This is a genomic window from Microcoleus sp. Pol12A5 (assembly GCF_036701435.1).
In the GTDB taxonomy this organism is placed as follows: Bacteria; Cyanobacteriota; Cyanobacteriia; order Cyanobacteriales; family Microcoleaceae; genus Microcoleus.
Genome location: NZ_JAUBQU010000116.1, coordinates 1 through 19,323 on the forward strand (window position 1 = coordinate 1; position 19,323 = coordinate 19,323).

At 47.3% G+C, this 19,323-nt stretch carries 14 protein-coding genes, 1 tRNA gene and 1 pseudogene; 8 read left to right on the forward strand and 8 right to left on the reverse strand.

Annotation, left to right across the window (positions count from 1 at the left end; translation table 11 throughout):
• Positions 1-181: 181 nt before the first annotated feature.
• Positions 182-565 carry a hypothetical protein gene (locus QUA45_RS22975; RefSeq protein ID WP_333222209.1) on the reverse strand — a complete coding sequence of 128 codons (384 nt, stop codon included), beginning with the start codon at positions 563-565 and terminating at the stop codon, positions 182-184.
• Positions 566-753: 188 nt separating this feature from the next.
• Between QUA45_RS22975 and QUA45_RS22980 the strand changes: the two genes are divergently transcribed.
• The gene (locus QUA45_RS22980) at positions 754-1,155 is read left to right on the forward strand and encodes a helix-turn-helix transcriptional regulator (RefSeq protein WP_333222210.1); all 402 of its coding nucleotides are present in this window, start codon (positions 754-756) and stop codon (positions 1,153-1,155) included.
• Positions 1,156-1,272: 117 nt separating this feature from the next.
• Here the strand turns inward: QUA45_RS22980 and mazG are convergent, their stop codons facing one another.
• Together mazG and QUA45_RS22990 are read right to left on the reverse strand one after the other, a co-directional pair.
• Entirely contained in the window at positions 1,273-2,100 is an 828-nt protein-coding gene (gene mazG, locus QUA45_RS22985) for a nucleoside triphosphate pyrophosphohydrolase (RefSeq protein WP_333222211.1), read from the reverse strand.
• A 6-nt stretch (positions 2,101-2,106) separates the two neighbouring features.
• On the reverse strand, positions 2,107-2,697 hold the full coding sequence (locus QUA45_RS22990; protein WP_333097080.1) for a metal-binding protein: 591 nt from the start codon (positions 2,695-2,697) through the stop codon (positions 2,107-2,109).
• A gap of 72 nt (positions 2,698-2,769) precedes the next feature.
• Here QUA45_RS22990 and QUA45_RS22995 point away from each other — a divergent pair.
• A tRNA-Val gene (locus QUA45_RS22995) sits at positions 2,770-2,841 on the forward strand.
• A 270-nt stretch (positions 2,842-3,111) separates the two neighbouring features.
• On the opposite strand, the gene QUA45_RS23000 is transcribed toward QUA45_RS22995, so the two are convergent.
• Positions 3,112-3,369, reverse strand: a complete 258-nt coding sequence (locus tag QUA45_RS23000) for a hypothetical protein (RefSeq protein WP_333097079.1) — start codon at positions 3,367-3,369, stop codon at positions 3,112-3,114.
• Positions 3,370-3,394: 25 nt separating this feature from the next.
• Here QUA45_RS23000 and QUA45_RS23005 point away from each other — a divergent pair, with 25 nt between their 5' ends.
• Positions 3,395-3,631, forward strand: coding sequence for a hypothetical protein (locus QUA45_RS23005; protein ID WP_333097078.1), 237 nt, complete (start codon positions 3,395-3,397; stop codon positions 3,629-3,631).
• Positions 3,632-3,693: 62 nt separating this feature from the next.
• On the opposite strand, the gene QUA45_RS23010 is transcribed toward QUA45_RS23005, so the two are convergent.
• The 4 genes from QUA45_RS23010 to QUA45_RS23025 all read right to left on the reverse strand — a co-directional run bounded on the left by QUA45_RS23010 (position 3,694) and on the right by QUA45_RS23025 (position 9,655).
• On the reverse strand, positions 3,694-3,975 hold the full coding sequence (locus tag QUA45_RS23010) for a flagellar alpha dynein (RefSeq protein WP_333097077.1): 282 nt from the start codon (positions 3,973-3,975) through the stop codon (positions 3,694-3,696).
• Positions 3,976-4,013: 38 nt separating this feature from the next.
• Positions 4,014-4,340: a hypothetical protein gene (locus tag QUA45_RS23015; RefSeq protein ID WP_333097076.1), complete on the reverse strand. Its 327-nt coding sequence runs from the start codon at positions 4,338-4,340 to the stop codon at positions 4,014-4,016.
• 495 nt (positions 4,341-4,835) lie between these two features.
• Positions 4,836-7,526 carry a phage/plasmid primase, P4 family gene (locus QUA45_RS23020; protein WP_333097075.1) on the reverse strand — a complete coding sequence of 897 codons (2,691 nt, stop codon included), beginning with the start codon at positions 7,524-7,526 and terminating at the stop codon, positions 4,836-4,838.
• A gap of 725 nt (positions 7,527-8,251) precedes the next feature.
• The gene (locus QUA45_RS23025; RefSeq protein WP_333097074.1) at positions 8,252-9,655 is read right to left on the reverse strand and encodes a hypothetical protein; all 1,404 of its coding nucleotides are present in this window, start codon (positions 9,653-9,655) and stop codon (positions 8,252-8,254) included.
• A gap of 309 nt (positions 9,656-9,964) precedes the next feature.
• On the opposite strand from QUA45_RS23025, the gene QUA45_RS23030 reads away from it, so the two are divergent.
• The 5 genes and pseudogenes from QUA45_RS23030 (at position 9,965) to xylB (ending at position 19,004) form a co-directional block, all read left to right on the forward strand.
• Positions 9,965-10,348: a hypothetical protein gene (locus QUA45_RS23030; RefSeq protein WP_333080559.1), complete on the forward strand. Its 384-nt coding sequence runs from the start codon at positions 9,965-9,967 to the stop codon at positions 10,346-10,348.
• An 87-nt stretch (positions 10,349-10,435) separates the two neighbouring features.
• Positions 10,436-11,485: a CAF17-like 4Fe-4S cluster assembly/insertion protein YgfZ gene (gene ygfZ / locus QUA45_RS23035; protein ID WP_333097178.1), complete on the forward strand. Its 1,050-nt coding sequence runs from the start codon at positions 10,436-10,438 to the stop codon at positions 11,483-11,485.
• A 262-nt stretch (positions 11,486-11,747) separates the two neighbouring features.
• Positions 11,748-11,900, forward strand: a pseudogene (locus QUA45_RS29260) (mannitol dehydrogenase family protein); the annotation flags it as partial.
• Positions 11,901-12,387: 487 nt separating this feature from the next.
• Positions 12,388-17,541, forward strand: a complete 5,154-nt coding sequence (locus QUA45_RS23040; protein ID WP_445305344.1) for a PAS domain S-box protein — start codon at positions 12,388-12,390, stop codon at positions 17,539-17,541.
• Between the two features lie 20 nt (positions 17,542-17,561).
• A complete protein-coding gene (gene xylB / locus QUA45_RS23045) occupies positions 17,562-19,004 on the forward strand; it encodes a xylulokinase (RefSeq protein WP_333222212.1) in 1,443 nt (480 codons plus the stop codon).
• Positions 19,005-19,323 lie beyond the last annotated feature (319 nt).

Consider the following 19,323-nt stretch of genomic DNA (forward strand, 5'->3'; position numbering starts at 1 on the left):
GATGCTAAGGAAGCAGCTCCTTATTTTGATTATATCGCTCAGGCAATGTCTTAATTGCTTTGGTGATTGCTTTCATGAATGTGGCGGAGCATTCGCGGGTGATTTTTGGGGTGATTCGATCTCGCAATTGCTCGCAAATGTTTCGCTTCTGTTTTGGGAAAGGAAATCAGCCTCATTTCTGCTAGGAAGCCATGCTGTTTAAGCTTTCCCAGATGTTGAGTTCGTCTTGTCTTTCACTGCACATTTGATTTAAAAAGTCAAGTGTTTTTTGGAGGCATTGTTTTTTGAATTTCCGGCTGTCGTAGTGAATGGATGTTTTGAGCTGCGAGAGTTCTCCAAGGGTGGGGCAGGTTTGGATATGATGGGCGATCGCATTTTGCCATTCTTCCAGCCTGCGGTAGCTGACAAACAGGCCGCCTCTGTCCCGCCGATGCACAAAAACCACGAAAGCCCAAGATTCGACTCGCTTAATTTGATTTTGGCTGATTTTGAGCAGTTGGGCGATCGACCTGACTGTAATGCGGAGCTTTTTCGAGGGTTGGATGCGGCGAAACAGTGCTGTCATGGCTGAGTCACTCCTGAACTTGGGTGAGTTAGTAGGTGTTCGTCTTTGTATCTTACTGTATCATATTATTCTACACGAATGCAGAGAAGTTGCAGTAATGTTTCTAAATGTGTAATGCTCAAACTCTGCGTGCTGCCTTGAACAAGGCAAAAGTACAGCTAGCTTAAGAGTTAAATTGGATCTGTAAAATGCCGGGATTTCTTGACTTTAAGGCTGTCGTCGATCGGGAAAAACTGCGCCCTGTGCGATTTACGGATACGGGACGCGGTAGATTGGGCAAACTTCTGAAAGCAGCTAGAGAGATTCGGGGCTGGTCAATTATTGAAACAGAAATGGTCACAAAAGAATACGAGGCCGCTCTGTTTCGGACAGCCGGAGATCCTGTGCCAAAAGATGTCGGTATTAGTAATGCTACTGTTAGTCGCTACGAACGCGGGAAGTTAGAAAGTTTGGATTGGCGATCGCTCTCTCTGTTATGCTTTGTCCTCAAGCCGATCGATCCGGTGACTGGGGAAGCCCTGGAACCGACAAATGCGCTTTATATAGCCTGCGAACATCCGCCTTACAATGACCCGAAGCTTTACGAGTAGTTCATTGCTGACATCTGAACTGATGCAACCAAATTCTTGAGATGGGGAGTTTTGGACCGCAGATATTAGCGGATGAACGCTGATGAACGCGGATGTCATTTTATCTGCGGTGATTGATTACCGATCGCCCTTTTGTTTAGCAATTAAAGCTTTAGCTTGCTGCCACAGAGATTCTAACTCTTCTGGGGCATAATCTGACAAAGGTCGATCGCACGCAGCCTCCACCTTCGCAAACCGCTGCACGAAGCGATCGTTTGTTCCCTGCAAAGCAGCCGACGGATCTAAATCATACCAGCGAGCTAATTGAATCAACACAAACATAATATCTCCCAATTCCGACTGCTGCGCTGCCTTATCCTCGTGTTTGAGAGCGTGTTCAAATTCTGCCATTTCTTCGTGAAATTTATCCCAAACGCCGTCTACACTGTCCCAATCAAAACTCACTTCCGCAGCTTTTTGAGAGATTTTCATCCCGGCTGTTATCGGGGGCAAAGTGCTGGCATAACGGCTCATTTTCGAGGCTAAAGTTGCCGGCTTTTCCGAAGTTGTGCCTTTTTCTGCTGCTTTGATTTTTTCCCAGTTTTCGTTGACTTCATCCACGCTGTTTAGTTCGACATCGCCAAAGACATGGGGATGCCGCCGAATTAGTTTTTCTGTAATGCCTGCAGCGATTTCGGCGAAGGTGAATTGATTGGATTCGCTGGCAATTTGAGCTTGCAGAATTACCTGTAACAGTAAGTCGCCCAATTCTTCCACGATCGCATCTTTATCTCCTTTGCGAATCGCGTCGGCGGTTTCATAAGCTTCTTCGATTATGTGAGGAACTAGAGTTTGGGGAGTTTGGGCTAAATCCCAAGGACATCCGCCGTCTGGCGAGCGCAATTTAGCCACAACTTCTATAAGTTCTTTGAGTGCTGTGAGCGATCGACTGTGGGAATTAGACATCGGAATTTACCTTTTAGATTTGCTGGAAATGCGGCGGGGAGGTTGGCGTTTGCGCCTCTTAATTGTGCCAGGAGGCCGCAACCCGCTCAATCCTTTCTTTTTGAATTTTTTGTAAGCCGAGCCGCCCCAATCGCTCAGATAGTGGCTCATCGCGCCCAATTCTAGACCGATGTAAACGGCTAAAATTTCGATGCGGTGTTCCCAGGTCGATCGCCCGTAACTCAAAACCACATCCTGCCAATTCCCGCCTAAGTTCCCGACTTTTTCGGCAATTGCCAATCCCAGCATTCCGAAAACCGCAATCCAGATAGCGAGGTACAAGATTCGCAGAGCAGTGCCGATGAGAGGGCCGTGGGACAAAAAAGAGCGGTGGCGCAGGCTTTTTTGGTACGGGAGCCAAATCGCTTTGAACCATCCCCAGCGCTGATACTGGCAAGAGTAGATATCCAAGTCGGGGCCAAACATCAGCCCGCCGAATAGGAAGCTGCCGGAAACGAGCAAAGTCAGGTTGCTGCTCTGAGTCTGGCCAAAGGTGAGGGCTGCCACAGCGGGCAAACTCCACATGGTTATTTGATCGTGGGTGCGGCCAGAGGGCATTTAGAGTTTAGGATTTTTTTTACTTGATCTTTCTGAGTTACTGTGATATGATAAATCCCGGTGAGTGCAATTGGGTGATTAGCTCAGTGGTAGAGCGCCTGCTTTACACGCAGGATGCCGTAGGTTCAAATCCTACATTACCCATTCTTGGTAGTCTGCATACTGTATGGATTTGACCTACTTACATCCTGCGTGTAAAGCAGGGTGTTCTCAATTCTCCCTCAAATTATCCCCATTATGCCCCGCTGGGCTATTATTGGTGAATAAATTTTGAGTAGCCTTTCCCGTTTACTGTTACCGAGAGAATAAATTAATCGGATTGATGTAGGGTACAGGCCAAGGATGAGCAGGTTTAAGCCTATCATAGTGACCACAGATTACCCCTAATATTCTTAGGGGTAACTTTGGCGTGGCTTAGTCGTCAACTTCTTCCTTGAGGGCTTTACTACCACCCGCAAGCGTCCGTCTTAATATCTTTCGGGCGCGTGCTAGACGGACTGATTTGATGGCATTCCAATGCCGATCCGGCGGCTGCGGATGCCCCACAATTGGCGTAGTGAGAGAAAGCAGCGAGAGTAACTCTCGCAGGGTTTGTCGCGAGATAAGGATTTTACCTCGTGGCAATGTTAAATCTTGCGGCGTACTTGTTTGAGCGCCGTTAAGTTGTGTCATTATTATTAAGCTCCAACTGTTGATAATGAACTGTTGGGGAAGTCGTAACTATTCGGTGTTAGTAGCACCGGGTAGCTGCGCCTATCAATCTTCCTTACCTCTTACGATCGCAGCATTTGAGGGAAAATGCAACCCTGTGATTGTAAAGTTTTGTGTTGTCGATACCTCAGTAACTGCACTAGCTGTGGAATTGTTTCGAGCTTACAAGTTGCCTCAGTACGAAAAGATGGCTACTGAGAAGCTTCGCAGCGTTACCCCGTGACCAGTTACTGCTCAGGAATCGCTAGCTCTTTATTCCTGATTCCCCCTTTTGGGGTTTACACTTCAGTCCTCCCCTAAAATCTCCTCAAGTTTTGCTAGTAAGTTAGCTGGAACTTTCTTTACCAGATAGGGACGGATGAAGCTGAGAACTTTGGCCGCCTTATCAGATAAGTCGCTGGCAACGCCGCTGGCAGGCGAACTTTTTTGATTTTCTTCCCGGTCGCAAGTGGCGATCGCCAACTGTTCTTTCAGATTTTGCACCTCAAGTCCCAAATCACCGTTCCGCTCGTGCAGTTGATTTAGTTCTTTATCCCATTCAGCTAGCTGCTGATTAGCCGCTTTCAATTCAAGCCTGAGCGATTCAGTTTCGCTGTTGTCATCGCTCAGGCTCTCAATTTTCCCAGGCGTTCCTCCAGCGCTGCCAAGCGTTCAAGTACGGGGTCTAACTTAGCGGCTACCTGAGTGTCTACAGTTTCAACAATATTTGTAGACAAATCTGTAGACATCAAACTATCATTGCTTCGTGTAGACATCACTGTAGACATTACTGTAGACATTACTGTAGACACTTCTATGTCTTCCCCAGTAGCAAGCGCTTTGAGGACGCGCATCGCAGCTTGGCTGGGCGATTCCCCTTCCTCCCTTTGGGCTTCTATCCAGTTTAAAAAGTGACCGGAGGCACGAAAAGATATAACCTGACTGTTACTCATTGTAGACACTTGTAGACACAATATGTCTACATTAACCGATGGCTGTCTACAATGTCAACACCTTTGTCTACAAGTGTCTATAATCTGATTTGAGCCTAATTCAAATAGGGTACAGCCGAGATACAGGCAAAATGAAGTTACCCTAAAAGTTATACCTAAAATGCTACAATCAAGACGGGGCAAAGAATTGCGCGTTTTACAGATTGAATTTAATCGATTTTTAAAAACCGCTCGGATGCAAACCGGGAGAAACACAAAATCTGTTTTTAAAAATCGATTATACGATGTTCACGGGGAAATTTTTCGGCGGTCGCAACGAAGATTGTAGATTGCAGCCGATGGCGCTGAGGTACAAGCTTATACAATGTTCGCGACCAAAAAAGTTTCAGCTCCGAACGAAGTTTGTACTTCCTAGCCATCGGCACATGGGGGATACTAGATGATATGTGAGCTAGGCGGGAAAATCCATATTTCCCTACCTAACCCCCGCAACCGCTACAACTTCAGAACAGGAACATTTTGAGTGTATAGAACACTGATAACAACTTTTAGGGTAGGCAAGTCATCCAGGGCAATATAATAGTCCTTTTCGGCGCGACCCAAGCCCACATCAGTGACTTCCCCGTAACTTCCGTGATATTCCCCGTCATCCAAAATCTGCACCCGGTCGCGAACCTTAAGCTCTTCATGAGTTACTCCAACACTTAAGGAAGTCGGTGACGGATTCTGTGACGGGTAGTGTGACGGATTCTGTGACGGGTCAGGTTCCTTTATTGATAGGGTTTCTGGCTCCAGTGACGGGTGTGACGGATAAAAGTCTATAGCGCTCTCGATATTTTCGGTTTTCACTTCCTCACAAGCTTTATCGGTGGTCGGAATGTCATCAATTAATTTTTCCCCCTGAATAAGAGGTTTATCCGTCACACCCGTCACAATCGTTTCTGTGACGGAGTTCTGACCCGTCACAGAATCCGTCACCGACCCGTCACAGAATCCGTCACAGCGAGAGTGAAGCTCATAATCGTAAGTTGGGATATACTCATCAGCTTTTGTCCGCAGTCGGAGTCCTTTGACTATTTTTCCTACTCTCGTGTGGACTTTCTCTACCTGCCAACCGAGAATCGTACTTGCTAGCTCAATCAGGTTCGGACTGAAGTTCTTAATCGCCTGTGGCTTATGACCCTGCTCAGAACAGTAAAGGTCATAAGCCTGGTAAATTGACCCCTCGGCGTAAGCTGAATCTCCGATTGAAGTTTGGGCTAGTGGGTCATAGATGAGTCTGTCGTTTAGGAATCCGGCGATCGGGTTATCTCTGATGGTGTTTTCCCAGCCCTGCAAATTTATTTCTGGGATATCAACTACCCCCCGCAGGATACGCTCTACCCAGTCGTCATCCAGCGATAGCAGGTAATTGGTGAATGCTGCCAGTTCTGGTTCAAAGGTTTCTCCCAGCTTGAGGTTGACTGACCCTACTACTGCATCAAATGGCACTGTAATCGTTCGCCGTGCCATACCGCTAGAGTTGTCGGCTCCAAAAATAGGGAAGTTTGAACCAAGCACTACCATTCCTTCAAATTGGAATTTAAAGGGCTTCTTGCCTTTCTCTTCAGCCCTAAGCCAATCGCCACCAGTTAGCTGCTTAAACTTACCGAGTTTGCGCGTCCCTTTATCTTCATCGGGGAAAACTACCAATCGCTTTTTGTACGCCTGTGCTGCTTCAAAACGGTTGCTGCACCAATCATCGAGAGTAGTGCTGTGTGTGTTTTCCACTCCTATGAGCGCAATTATTAGGCGCATCAGCGTACCTTTACCGCTGCCACCAATTCCAATCAGGTGCAAGAACTTCTGAATGTCAGCACGTCCCTTTAGAACGGCGTTACAGAACGCGATTATCAAGTCTTGTATGTGTTTGTTGCCTTTGGAGACAAAGTGCAGCCAATCGGCAATTTTTGACCAATCTGACGCTACAGCGGAATGTTGACGCGGTAGCGACCAAGTGAAATTGTGTCCCGGTGAGTGCGGTAGCAGTTTGCTTGTGGCAATTTCCAGTGCTCCATTTTGGAATGGCAATAGGTTTGGAAGTTCTCTCCAACTTCTCTTAATAAGTTCGTGTCGGAGAAATTTAACCACAGCCGTGACATACGCTGGCGGGATGTCTTCTAGTCCTTGCGACTTCAGCAGTTGATACACAACAGACTCAATGTATTCGTCAGTTTCGGGCGACCAAACGCCCGGTGTATCTGTCTCGTACCGATACCAGCACAGCACTTCATTGTTGAAAGCTAAACGGTCGCGGTAATCTTCAGCTAATTCTCGTGCTTTCGCGTCAGCGCTGGGAAGTTTGCTCTTTTTCCTCAAATCGCTTGTGTCACGCGACTGAGTGATGCTGTTTATCTGTTTTTCGATACTCTTAAGCCATTGAGCATAGGGGAGTGCATCAGCCATAATTTTCTTCACCATCTCCGGGCCGTGTTTGACGAGCACATCGTCAATCTTTAAGCCTAGCTCAGGATTCCACATTGCCACCAAAACGTTACAGCCTCGCTTTTCCAGTACCTTGGCAAGCTTTTTGACTTCAAGCTTTACTTCTTTTTTAGTCAACACGTCCATATCAAAGCGGATGCGGAACGTCCGGCCCGGAGCTGCAAGTGTAGCTAGGTTGGGAACCAATTCCCCCTTAATTTGCCACATACTGACACCACACAGTGCCAGCGAGGGGAATCCGCAAGTCATCCCCGCGCCTGACTTTTTCGCCCCTTCATCAATATCAACAGGGATTGAGGAATCGTTTAGAACGCGCTGCCAGTAACCTTTATCTGGGTGTTGAAGTGCGATAGCGTCGTATGGATGCCCTTTGTCAGAGAGGTATTTTCTGGGTTTTTCGTCCCCTGGTAGTAAAATTTCATCGTTAGGCTTGAACTGTCCAAAATGTTGAGGCTGCATCGTTGTAAGGTCAATCCCAGATGCAAACCAGCCTAAAGGATAATCGTCGGGATAATGCTTCCAGCCGATGCGATGGGCTACAACCTTGCGATCTAGCAAGCTCTTGACACTAAGTAGGGTGATACTAAAATCGACACCGCTACCCTCTACCCACTCCCGATGGTGTGGCGATGATTGTAAATATTTTGCAACTTCTACTGAATCTACTGTTGCCGTATCAGAATTGCGTGATAAGCTAGTCATAGCGGTTAAGCCTTACGTGAAGGTGGGTAAACCGCTATCCCTAGTATTGAAGTCGTTCGTTGAGGGCAATGCTAAAATTTAAAACCCTTACTGTGAAAGGATTTAAGAAACATTATGGCTAATCTTTATATATAAATTTCAGCTTAATGCTACGATCGGAACAACAATTATTTCGCATTGCCTCGCCGAACCTTCTAGACAAAGGATAGCGGGCTTTTTTTTTGGAGAAAAAGTCACAAACTCACTCTGATTGCTCAGGGCGGGGCAAGCTCCAAGCACCTCAAGGGAGGTAATTTACTTGCCCTAGTTTTACTGTACACCAAAACTTTGCCAATATTTTAAATTTCACTCCGTAGCAGGATGACAAGTGGTGCAAAGTGTGGTAATAATCCCAGCCGGAACCCATATGGTTTCGTGACATTTTGCGAAGTATACTAAGTGAGAAAACTTGTATATTTCTTTAGCCCGAAACACTACGTGTCTCGGAATATTTTGGCTTATAGAAAGTGAGGCAGAATATCACCGTAATCTTCCCCGAAACCCGTAGGGTTTAGTGCGGTCATGCACGGTCACGATTAAGTGACAAACAAGCAAGAAAAAATTAGCGAAACCCTACGGGTTTGACTAACTCCTTTTGCGCTTACTCGCTCTTAAATTGGCTAAGCAGAGTTTGTAATTTCACCTTGCCTTCAGCAAATTTCCGCCACTTCATCTTGAGAATATTCTCAATAATCCACGCTTGGGACTTCCCTCATCACCCTCTCAACACTCACCCCGTATATCTCGCTCACTAACGCTATCGCTTCCGTCGTACTTCCCACTCGCTTCAACACAGCGATAGCACCCTCTAAGGGCATCATTCTAGTGTGCATAGCATCGATTGCAGCGAGTCTTGTGTTAGTCGCCTCACGCTTCAAGTAGGTGCTGCTATTCATCGCTGCACTATGTCCGAGATTGGCAGCCCTATCCTCCAAACTAATACCAGCTTGCTTGCCATTTTGATTGCACAAGTGCCTGAGCGCGTGAGTCTGAGTAATGGGTGCGTTCCACCGCTTAAGGACTGTTCGCGCACTGTGGTTGTACTTGTCAACAATTACTTTTGGGTTATTAGATCTAATGACTAACCCAGGTAGCTCTCCATCCCTGATAGCCAATTCATTTATCAAGTTGGGGTGACTGGGAGGCAACATGGGGGCTGTTAAACGATAGCCTGTTTTGGTAGTAGTACCTAGCTGTGTTAGTTCACTCACTACAGCTATCATTCGATGATTATTTAAATCACGTAACGCGGGAATAGTTACACCATCCTTCGTGACAAAAGGTTTATTTATGTTCTGAATAGCAAACACCTCGTGTACTCGCAATCCATAGATTAACTGCATCGAGAAAACCCATAGCCATTGCCTGCGTCGATGTGCATACCGTTCATTGCTGTCATTCTTACAGTTTTGCATCCAAAGCAAAAAAGTTTCTAATTCAGCATTCTGAAGCTGTCTAAATTCGGTTTGTACGTGTATGATTTTCTCTAGTTCTTCATAGGTTGATGTATGGTTAATAGTTAGAGCTAATTTTTTGAAAGCGTACAGGCAGTCACCGAATACCTTAGTACCGCCCATCTTGGTATACAGAGCGGCTAGTACATCCTTGGTACTAAAAAGCTTGTCAGCGGGCAACAGCGCATAAAAGCGCCCGTAAACCGACGTGTATGTTGCCTGCTGACTCACTGAAGTACGATCGCGCTTGTTGCGCTTCTTGTCCGTACCGCCCCAATAAAGTGCTTCTACTTTGGCTATTGCCTCACCAAAGGTGAGTAAATCATTACGAATGACGTTTACTTTGAGAATCTCGCGATCGTACCACGCCAGAAACTCAGATTCAGTGTGCAAGCGTTTGAGAGCGTCTGCTACTTGTAGGGCTTTTGCAGCAGCGCTGGTGATACCCTGCATGGTGCAAGACTCCCCCACCGTCCTCTCAATACGCTTGGAACCGACCGTAATCTGAAACGACAGGTAAGTATTTGTACCCTTGCGGGTTTGCTTGATGCTTACACCTTTAGGTGCTGCCTTCTGGCACTCCCTCAGATAAGCGCGGATGCGCTCGTGTCCTATATCGTGATTTTCTTCCCTCAAAGTTCCCCCTCTTGCTGGTGAGTATGGTAATTTGAGAGAGGTTGAGAGACCGGAGTGACTTACCTATAAATGTTAGGGCTAACTCTTTGGTAGTAGGTTCAAATCCTACATTACCCATTCGATAACTCAATATCAACAGTTCCAGCCGTTTTTAGCCGTCAAGCCGAGAACGGCTTTAACTTTTGCTGCTGACGGCTGACTTTTGAATTTGGTGACGACTAAATTTAACATTCTGTGGCGGATATCTCAAAAGTTGGCACCCCATGCTAGAAAATTAATTTATTGATTTTCTTTTTTAGAACCCTGTATATGAAGCCTAAAATAACCAGCCCGATCGCCTGGCAGCAAGCTGAACTGCTGATGCAGCCAGCGATGATTCGAGTGCTCGACAACATCCGCAAACAATTAGAGGAGTCTGTGTGGACGGGCACTTATCAAGAAGTGCAGATTCCAATTCCGGGCTATCAACTAATTTTAGAGCTTCAAGGCGAGCAAAGATGCGTCGATATTTGGGAACTTTGCTATCGAGTCTGCTTTGTCAACTACCAGCCCGCCCACACTCAATTGCAAAGCCAGGAAGTTGTAATTGACACTAGCTTGATTGACGATGACACTGGCGATGTAGATTGGAATCGTCTTGATGCCAAAGCCAGTCAATTAATACAAGAAATATTCGCCAATTTGGGCAAATAGTCAGTTGTCAGTTGACAGGAAAGCAGTAGTTAACAGTCAACAGTCAACAGTCAACAGTCAACAGTCAACAGTCAACAAAATTTTATGCTGATTCAAGAATTGCACGACATTCAAGCAGCGGCTGGTGCTACTTTTGCAGAGTTAACCACCAAAGAAATTGTGCCAGTGAGTTTTGGTAACGACACAGAAGCGATCGCAGCAACTAAACAAGGTGTGGCTTTGTACGATCGCACTCACTGGGGACGCATTCAAATCTCAGACAGCGATCGACTGCGGTTCTTGCACAATCAAAGTACCAATAACTTCAATATACTCAAACCCGGTCAAGGTTGCGACACCGTTTTCGTCACCTCCACCGCCCGGACGATCGACCTCGCCACCGCTTACGCTACAGAAGATGCTGTACTGCTGCTAGTATCAGCCAACCGCCGCCACCAACTGCTGGAATTGCTCGATCGCTATATTTTCCCAATGGATCGCGTTGAGTTAACAGATTTAACTGATACAACAGTTGCTTTCAGTTTCATCGGGCCGGAAAGCACTCAACTACTAAAAAAAATCGGAGTTACCGAACTAGAAAATCAACCTTACGCTACTCACAAATTGATAAGTTTTGCAGGTATGGAAGTCCGAGTTGCGGTTGGTAGCGGTTTAGCAACTCCCGGATACACGTTAATTGCGCCAGCCAGCGATGCAGCCAAGTTGTGGCATGAATTAGTCCAAGCTGGGGCCGTACCGATGGGTGATCGAGTTTGGGAACAACTGCGAATCGAACAAGGACGCCCCGCACCCGATTTTGAACTCACAGACGATTACAACCCCTTAGAAGCCCGTCTTTTACATACTATTACCTATGACAAAGGCTGCTATATCGGTCAAGAAACAATTGCCAGGTTGAATACCTACAAAGGAGTCAAACAGCAGCTTTGGGGCGTGCAGTTGAGCGGTGCGGTTGAACCCGGAACAGCAGTCACAATCGGAGAGGAAAAAGTCGGCAAACTCACCAGTTTTACGAAAACTGAATCCGGCTTTTTTGGTCTTGCTTACATCCGCACAAAAGCGGGAGGCGAAAGACTGAAAGTGCAAGTCGGATCGGTGTCAGGGGAAGTAGTAAATGTACCTTTCTTGAGTTCCTAGTTGCGATCGATCGCCTCTTGGCACCGCAGCGCCCAAAAGTTTTTTTGAGGTTGATTTAGGTGAATTTTAACGCAATAAATTGACAGGAATTCTTATCTTTATATAGATTCCCAAACAAACAACAGCCATAATTCTTCATTACACTCCTCACAGAAAAAATAGAGTTTTTAAGCGGAAAAGTTTACATCCCGCTTAATTACAATTTGCCTGGTAGTAGGAATAATCTTTGCTGTAGGAATAGTGCAGATTTTTAGACGATTATAAAAAAAAATTAATTGAACGGTTTTTCCGTCCGAAAATTCGCGATCGGCTTCCGCGCTTTAGACTGAATGGATCGGGTAAAATTCGTAAGTTTGTTTTGGGTTCGCTCCGCGATAAATTACAACTTGAATGTGCGATCGATGACTTAAGTTAGACGATTGCTGCTTGGGGTAGATAAATCAATAGTCACGATCGAGAATGGCAACCTATTCCCCTTGATGACCCATTAGCAGACATCCTCACTCAACGCGCCAGTTTGAGTGAATTAGATCCCAGACTATTACTCAAGCTACCGGAAATTTTTGGAGATTTAGTACACTCACCACGCTTCGTCGATACTGTTGCTGACCAGTTGCGTAGTTTTCATGAGTTCGGTGCTAAAGCAACGCTAGCCCGATTGTCCTAGGCACCATCCGCCTCCGTGAGGAAACTTATTTGACACTGCCACGGCTGCACTACGTTAAACCCGTGGGATTCTCCCGTCGAGCCCAGCTCTATGTCTACGAGTGCAAAGGGAAATTCAGCAGCCCGTACAGCGCAATATTTATTGAGGTCATTCTTTCGGATCTTCTCTCTTGCCAAAGCATCTATCTTAAGGCAGATTCCCCAGAGGAAGTAACTCAGGTTGAATAGAGAAGACCGTGTATGTATACGGATGGATATTCATGAAGCGCGACGCCAGAGGCAAGTTTGTTAGCAATTGGAAATCGGAGACGAAACAACGAGTAAGCGTATCTCTGACTAATACAGCATGGCGATCGCTAGATAAAGAGGCTCGCAGGCGAGGAATTTCTCGCTCTGAAGTCATTGAAAACTTTGCCCGCACTCTTGAATGCGAACAGTTGTTCCCCGCCCAAGAAACTGAGCGCAAGGTGGCAACGATTCTGGAAAGCATTACGGATGCTTTTGTCGCCTTCGATTGCGATTGGCGCTACACCTATGTGAATCGGGCGGCGGCTAAAATCCTGCACAAAACGCCACAAGAGCTACTGGGAAACCACGTTTGGAATGATGTTTTTCCTGAGCTAGTCGGTGCAATTCCCTATCGAGAACTACATCGGGCAGTGGCGGAACAAGTCCCTGTTTCCTGGGAAGAATTCGGGGAATCTGTCGAGTATTGGATAGAGGCAAATGCCTACCCATCTGCCGAAGGTGTCGCAGTTTATTTTCGGGATGTGACAAAGCGCAAACGCTTGGAATCCGAAATGCGGCAGCGAGAACAACAGTTCAAGATGGTGGCTGAAAATGCCCCAGACATTATTAGCCGAATTGATACAGAGTTTCGCCATATTTATGTTAGCCCTTCTGTAGAACTGGTAACAGGTATTCCATCAGGGCAATTTGTTGGCAAGACCAATGTTGAGCTAGGAATGCCAGAAGACCTCAATCGTTTTTGGCATGATAGTTTACGGCAAGTCTTTGCAACAGGGCAGGAACAGACGATTGAATTTAAGTTTCCGACTCTAAATAGTATTCGATGGTATCAGGCACGTATTGTCCCCGAATTTGGCAGTGATGATTCTGTTGTATCAGTATTGAGTATTGCTCGTGATGTGACGGATTACAAACAGGTTGAACAGGCATTACGAGAGAGCGAAGGACGCCTGCAATTGGCACTGACGGCAGCTCAGATATTTGTCTGGGATATGGATTTGCAGACCAATCAGGTGGTGTGTTCTGGTAATGCTCTAGAGGTTTGGGGTCTTCACGAAGGCACAGGAGAAGACTTTTTTGCTCTCGTTCATCCAGACGATCGACAACGGGTGATTCAAGCGGCCCAACGGGCAAGTGCTGGAGAACAGTCCTATATGCAGGAGTATCGGGTAATTTGTCCGGACGGCGTTGTGCGCTGGATCAATAGTCAGGGACAAGTTTATCTGGATGAAACCGGACGGGGAGTTCGCATGATTGGCGTTTCGGTTGATATCACAGAGCGCAAACAAATGGAAGCGGAGCGCGATCGCCTTTTAAAACGAGAACAAACTGCCCGACTGGAAGCAGAAAGCGAACGCAAGCGGTTATATGACATCCTGATGCAGTTCCCCGCCATGATTGCCATTGTTAAAGGTTCCGATCTCGTGTATGAATTTGCCAATCCCAGCTATCTGCAAGTGGCTGGGCGCACTTCAGACATTATCGGGAAATCAATGCGGGACGTTTTCCCCGAGCTAGAGGGACAAATTTACTTTGAAGCGCTCGATCGCGTTTACCGGACGGGAGAACCGTTCATTGGAAATGAGTCGCCTGCTTACTGGGATCGAAACAGTGATGGTGTGTTGCAAGAGGGATTCTTCAACTACATCTTTGCGCCTTGGCGGGATGCTGAGGGAACCATTCAGGGTGTGTTGATTTATAACATTGACGTGACGGCCGAAGTTGAGGCTCGGCGACAGATTGAGTCACTGCTGGCAGAGCTACAGGAAAAAGAACGGCAGCAGAAGTTTTTGATTGAACTGAATGACGCGATTCGTGTCATTCAAGACTCGAAGGAAATTATGTGGCGGGTGGTTAGCTCCGCAGGAGAGCACCTCAATGTCACTCGCTGTACCTACGGCGAAATTGATTCTACTCAGGAATATGTGATCGTCGATCGCGACTATTGCAATGGTGTCATCAGCGTGGTGGGTAGACATCACATGGATTCGTTTGGCCCTGAACTTATTGCTCAATTAAAGCAGGGCAAAACTATTGTCGTAGATGATGTCGCTCGCGATCCTAGGACTGCCGGATCGGGGGCTGCTACCTTTGACGCAATCCAAACCCAATCTCTCCTATGTGTTCCATTGGTGAAAGAAGGGCGATTTGTTGCATTGTTGGTGTTGCACCATGTCTCTGTTCGCCACTGGACTGAGGAAGATGTGGTGCTGATGGAGCGCATTGCCGAAAAAACCTGGCTAGCCGTGGAGCGATCGCGGGCAGAAGCGGAATTGCGAGAAAGTGAAGCTCACCTGCAACTCGCTCTGAAGGTTGGACGCATGGGAACCTGGGAGTGGGACATACAGACCAATGCCTTGCTTTGGTCAGAAGGTCACTTCACGATACTAGGGCTAAAACCGAATGAGTGCGAACCGGGCTATAAGGTTTGGGCAAGTCGAGTTCATCCCGATGACCTAGCACAAGCTGAGGCGAAATTTCAGCAAGCCATAGCTGAAAAGGAAGAGTATCACCATGAATATCGCCTGTGTTGGTCAGATGGTTCGGTTCACTGGGTGGAAGCGAGAGGAAAGTTTACTTATGATGTTCAGGGAAATCCCAAGCACTCGATCGGCGTCGTCATCGATATCACACAACGCAAGCAAGCAGAAGAGGCGTTGCGTCAAGCCCTACAAAAGCTCAACTTCCATGTTGAAAACTCTCCAATGGCAGTGGTTGAATGGGATCGAGACTTTCGAGTCATTCGGTGGTCTGCTGGTGCAGAGCGCATTTTGGGCTGGAAAGCCGAAGAAATGCTGGGCACATCTTTAACAGAGATACCTTTTGTCTTTGAGGAAGACCTGGAAGCAGTTGCTCAAGTCTGCCAACGGCTGGTCTATGGCGAAGAACCCCATATTTTTTCATACAACCGCAATTACACCGCAGATCGCAACATTGTGCATTGCGAGTGGTATAACTCCAGTCTCAGGGACGAATCGGGACGGATGATTTCGGTATTGTCGCTGGTGCTGGATGTGACGGAGCGCAAGCAAGCAGAACAAGAACGAGAACAACTGTTAGAACGCGAGCGCCTTGCACGCTCCGAAGCAGAAGCCGCACAGTGCCAACTGGAAACCGTCTTTGAAACATCACCCATTGGACTTGCTCTGTTAGATGAAAAGCAGCGATTTATTGCCATCAACGAAGCATTAGCAGAAATTAATGGATTAACCCGCGAGCAGCACTTAGGCTGTTCAATTCGAGAACTTTTTGGTCAGTTCGATCCCAAATTAGTCGAAGTCTTCGATCGGATTTACACAACAGGGAATCCTTTCATCTCACCGAACTTTGCGGTGAATGTTCCCGCACGCAGCGATCGCCGTCCCGGTTACTACAATGTTTACTATCTTCCAACCGTTAACTCAAACGGTCAGGCCGAAGGCATTCTCGTTTATGTGGTAGATGTGACGGAACGGGTGCAGTTAGAATGTGCCCAAGGCTTTCTCTCTGAGGCAAGTGCGGTGCTTGCATCCTCACTCGATTATCAAACAACTTTGGAGCGAGTCGCGCAGCTTACAGTGCCGGAATTAGCGGACTGGTGTACGGTTCACATGATAGAAGAGGATGGTTCGATCGAGCAGATTGCGGTTGCTCACATCGACCCTGCCAAGCTTTCATGGGCATATCAGATTAGAGACAAGTATCCTCTGAATCCGGATGACCCTCGCGGTGCGGCATTTACACTGCGAACTGGGCAACCGGATTTTGTGCCGGAGATTCCGGATGAACTGTTAGTACAGGCAGCGCGTGACTCAGAGCATTTAGAAATTCTGCGGCAGGTTGGATTCCAATCGGTAATGACGGTGCCATTACGAACTCAGGCACGAATTCTAGGGGTCATTTCCTTTATCTCAGCCGAATCTGGACGACGGTATACCTCAGCAGATTTGCAACTGGCAGAGGAATTGGCTCGTCGTGCTTCTTTGGCGATCGACAATGCTCAGTTGTACCGGGGAGCTCAACGCGATCGCACAAAAGCAGAAGCCGCTAACCGGATTAAAGACGAATTCTTAGCGGTATTGTCCCACGAGTTGCGATCGCCTCTCAATCCAATTCTGGGCTGGACAAAATTGCTGCGAACTGGGCGACTAGATACCACAAAAACCCAGCAAGCCCTGGAAACGATCGAACGCAATGCCAAGCTGCAAGCTCAACTAATTGAGGACTTATTGGATGTCTCGCGCATTCTGCAAGGAAAAATGACGTTTAACGTCGCTCCTGTGAATCTAGGGGCAATGATTGAGGCTGCACGGGAAACGGTACGACTAGCAGCCGAAGCCAAGCACATTCAAATCCAGACCACATTTAATCCTATTTCAGGAACGGTTTTAGGCGATACCAATCGCCTCCAACAAGTAGTCTGGAACCTGCTCTCCAATGCTGTGAAGTTCACCCCAACCGGAGGACGAGTCGAGGTGCAACTAGAACAGGTTGGTATGTATGCTCAGATTCAAGTCAAAGATACTGGAAAAGGCATCAGACGAGACTTCTTACCCCATGTGTTTGACTACTTCCGTCAAGAAGATGGTACAACAACCCGACAATTCGGCGGATTGGGATTGGGACTAGCGATCGTCCGTCATTTTACCGAACTGCATGGAGGAACCGTTCAAGCAGACAGTTTAGGACAGAACTTAGGGGCTACATTTACCATCCGGCTACCGTTAAACATCGTAGAGCCGGAACCCTCTTCTGATGACAGCCACCCAGAAAGTGCGGCAGACTTAGCAGGTGTTCAGGTCTTGGTTGTGGACGACGATGCCGATATGCGGGAGTTGGCAGCATTCACCCTGATGCAATCTGGCGCACAAGTTGCCACAGCCGCTTCGGCGGCACAGGCGTTGGCCCTCCTGAATCAATCTGTCCCCGATCTACTCTTATGTGACATAGGGATGCCCGATATGGATGGCTATTGCCTGATTCGGCAAATTAGAAAGTGGTCACCCCAACAGGGAGGCACGATTCCTGCGATCGCACTTACTGCCTATGCTGGAGAAATCAATCAGCAGCAAGCCCTAGCTGCCGGATTTCAGGTGCATATCTCGAAGCCTTTTGAACATGAGGAATTGGTAAAAGCGATCGCCCGTTTGCTGAGACACTGAATGATTTGAGGATTAGCCTAATGCTGCTTGGCATAGATTTAGGAACAGGCTCTGCTAAGGCATTGCTCCTAGCGACAGACGGAACCACTATAGGTGAAGCATCAAGCTCTTATGCTGTTCATTCACCCCACCCTGGATGGGCTGAGTCGGAAGCAGAAGATTGGTGGTTAGCTGTTGCCTCGGCTGTTAGGAAGGCAGTGGGAGATCGCGCTGATGGGGTACAGGCGATCGCACTTTCAGGACAAATGCACGGTGTTGTCCTAGCTTCGGAGTCTGGTCAGCCCCTGCGTCCTGCTATCCTCTGGGCAGATACTCGCTCTAGTGCCACGCTTAACACTTATCATTCGCTCGATGCCGCTATTCTAGAGCGATTGGGCAACCCGATTACGGCTGGAATGGCGGGGCCAACTTTGTTGTGGCTACGAGAACACGAGGCTACTGTCTACACCGAAGCGCGTTGGGCACTCCAGCCAAAAGATTGGCTGCGGTTACGGCTGACTGGAGAAGTCGCAACAGAACCCTCTGATGCTAGTGGTACTTTGCTTTACGATGTTGTGTCGGACAACTGGGCTGGGGAAGCAATCGGGGCGCTGAATCTACGTGGTGATTGCTTACCAAAAATTATTCCCTCAAGTGCGATCTCCGGCTACCTAACAACTATTGCTTCAGAGCATCTTGGCTTACCTGTTGGCTTACCTGTTATCGCTGGTGCTGCGGATACCGCAGCGGCGGCACTTGGTAACGGACTACTAGAGCCTGGATTAGTTCAACTAACCATCGGCACAGGCGCTCAAATTATTACAGCTCGATCGCAACCAATTATCGATCGTCATGGTCGTACACATCTCTATCGAGCCGCCGTACCGAAACAGTGGTACAGCCTTGCAGCCATGCAAAATGCGGGGTTAGCGCTTGAGTGGGTGCGAGGTATCCTCGGCTTGAGCTGGCAGCAAGTTTATACTAAAGCGTTTTCTGTTCCCCCAGGATGTGAAGGATTGACATTTTTGCCATACCTCACGGGTGAGCGAACTCCACACCTTGACCCTTATGTACGCGGCGCATGGGTGGGGCTGGGACTTCATCACACACAGGGGCACCTGATGCGGGCAGCTTTAGAGGGAGTTGCTTTTGCCTTGCGACAAGGTTTTGAGGCACTTGAGGCAACAGGTTTTAAGGCCACAGAAGTGCGTTTAGCAGGCGGGGGAACGGCAGAAATGCCTTGGAAACAATTACTGACTGATGTATTAAGAATACCCCTCTATGCAACTACAGTTGCTGCTGCTTCCGCGCGTGGTGCTGCTCTACTGGCGGGTATCGGAATTGGTGTATACGCAGATGCTAATGACACCATCAAAATGGTAGCCGCACCAACGCTTGCTGCAAGTCCGCAATCAGTTGATCCAACCCTAGAAGAGGCTTGGATGCGATATCAATCCCTTTACCCACGACTTAAAAATATCTGATAGGCATTTTATCAAAGTAATAATTGAGTCTTTATCAAAATTTAATTCTCACCATGTATAAAGAGTTGCAAAAATTTTTAACCCTATGTCAAAAAAACGAATTTTCTTAAAAACTCTCATTAAGTCTAGCAATTAAACACTTTAAAGGTTAATCAAAAAAACTATAACTAATTAAAATGATATATAAGGCAGATTAGCTGGTATTAACCTTTTGACTCGGAGGTTTAAATTTGCTGCTGAAAGTATAGTCATTTCAAATAAAAAAGAGACACTATTGAGCGCAGTAGGCACAGATGAGTTCATCTAAAGATGTGCCAGG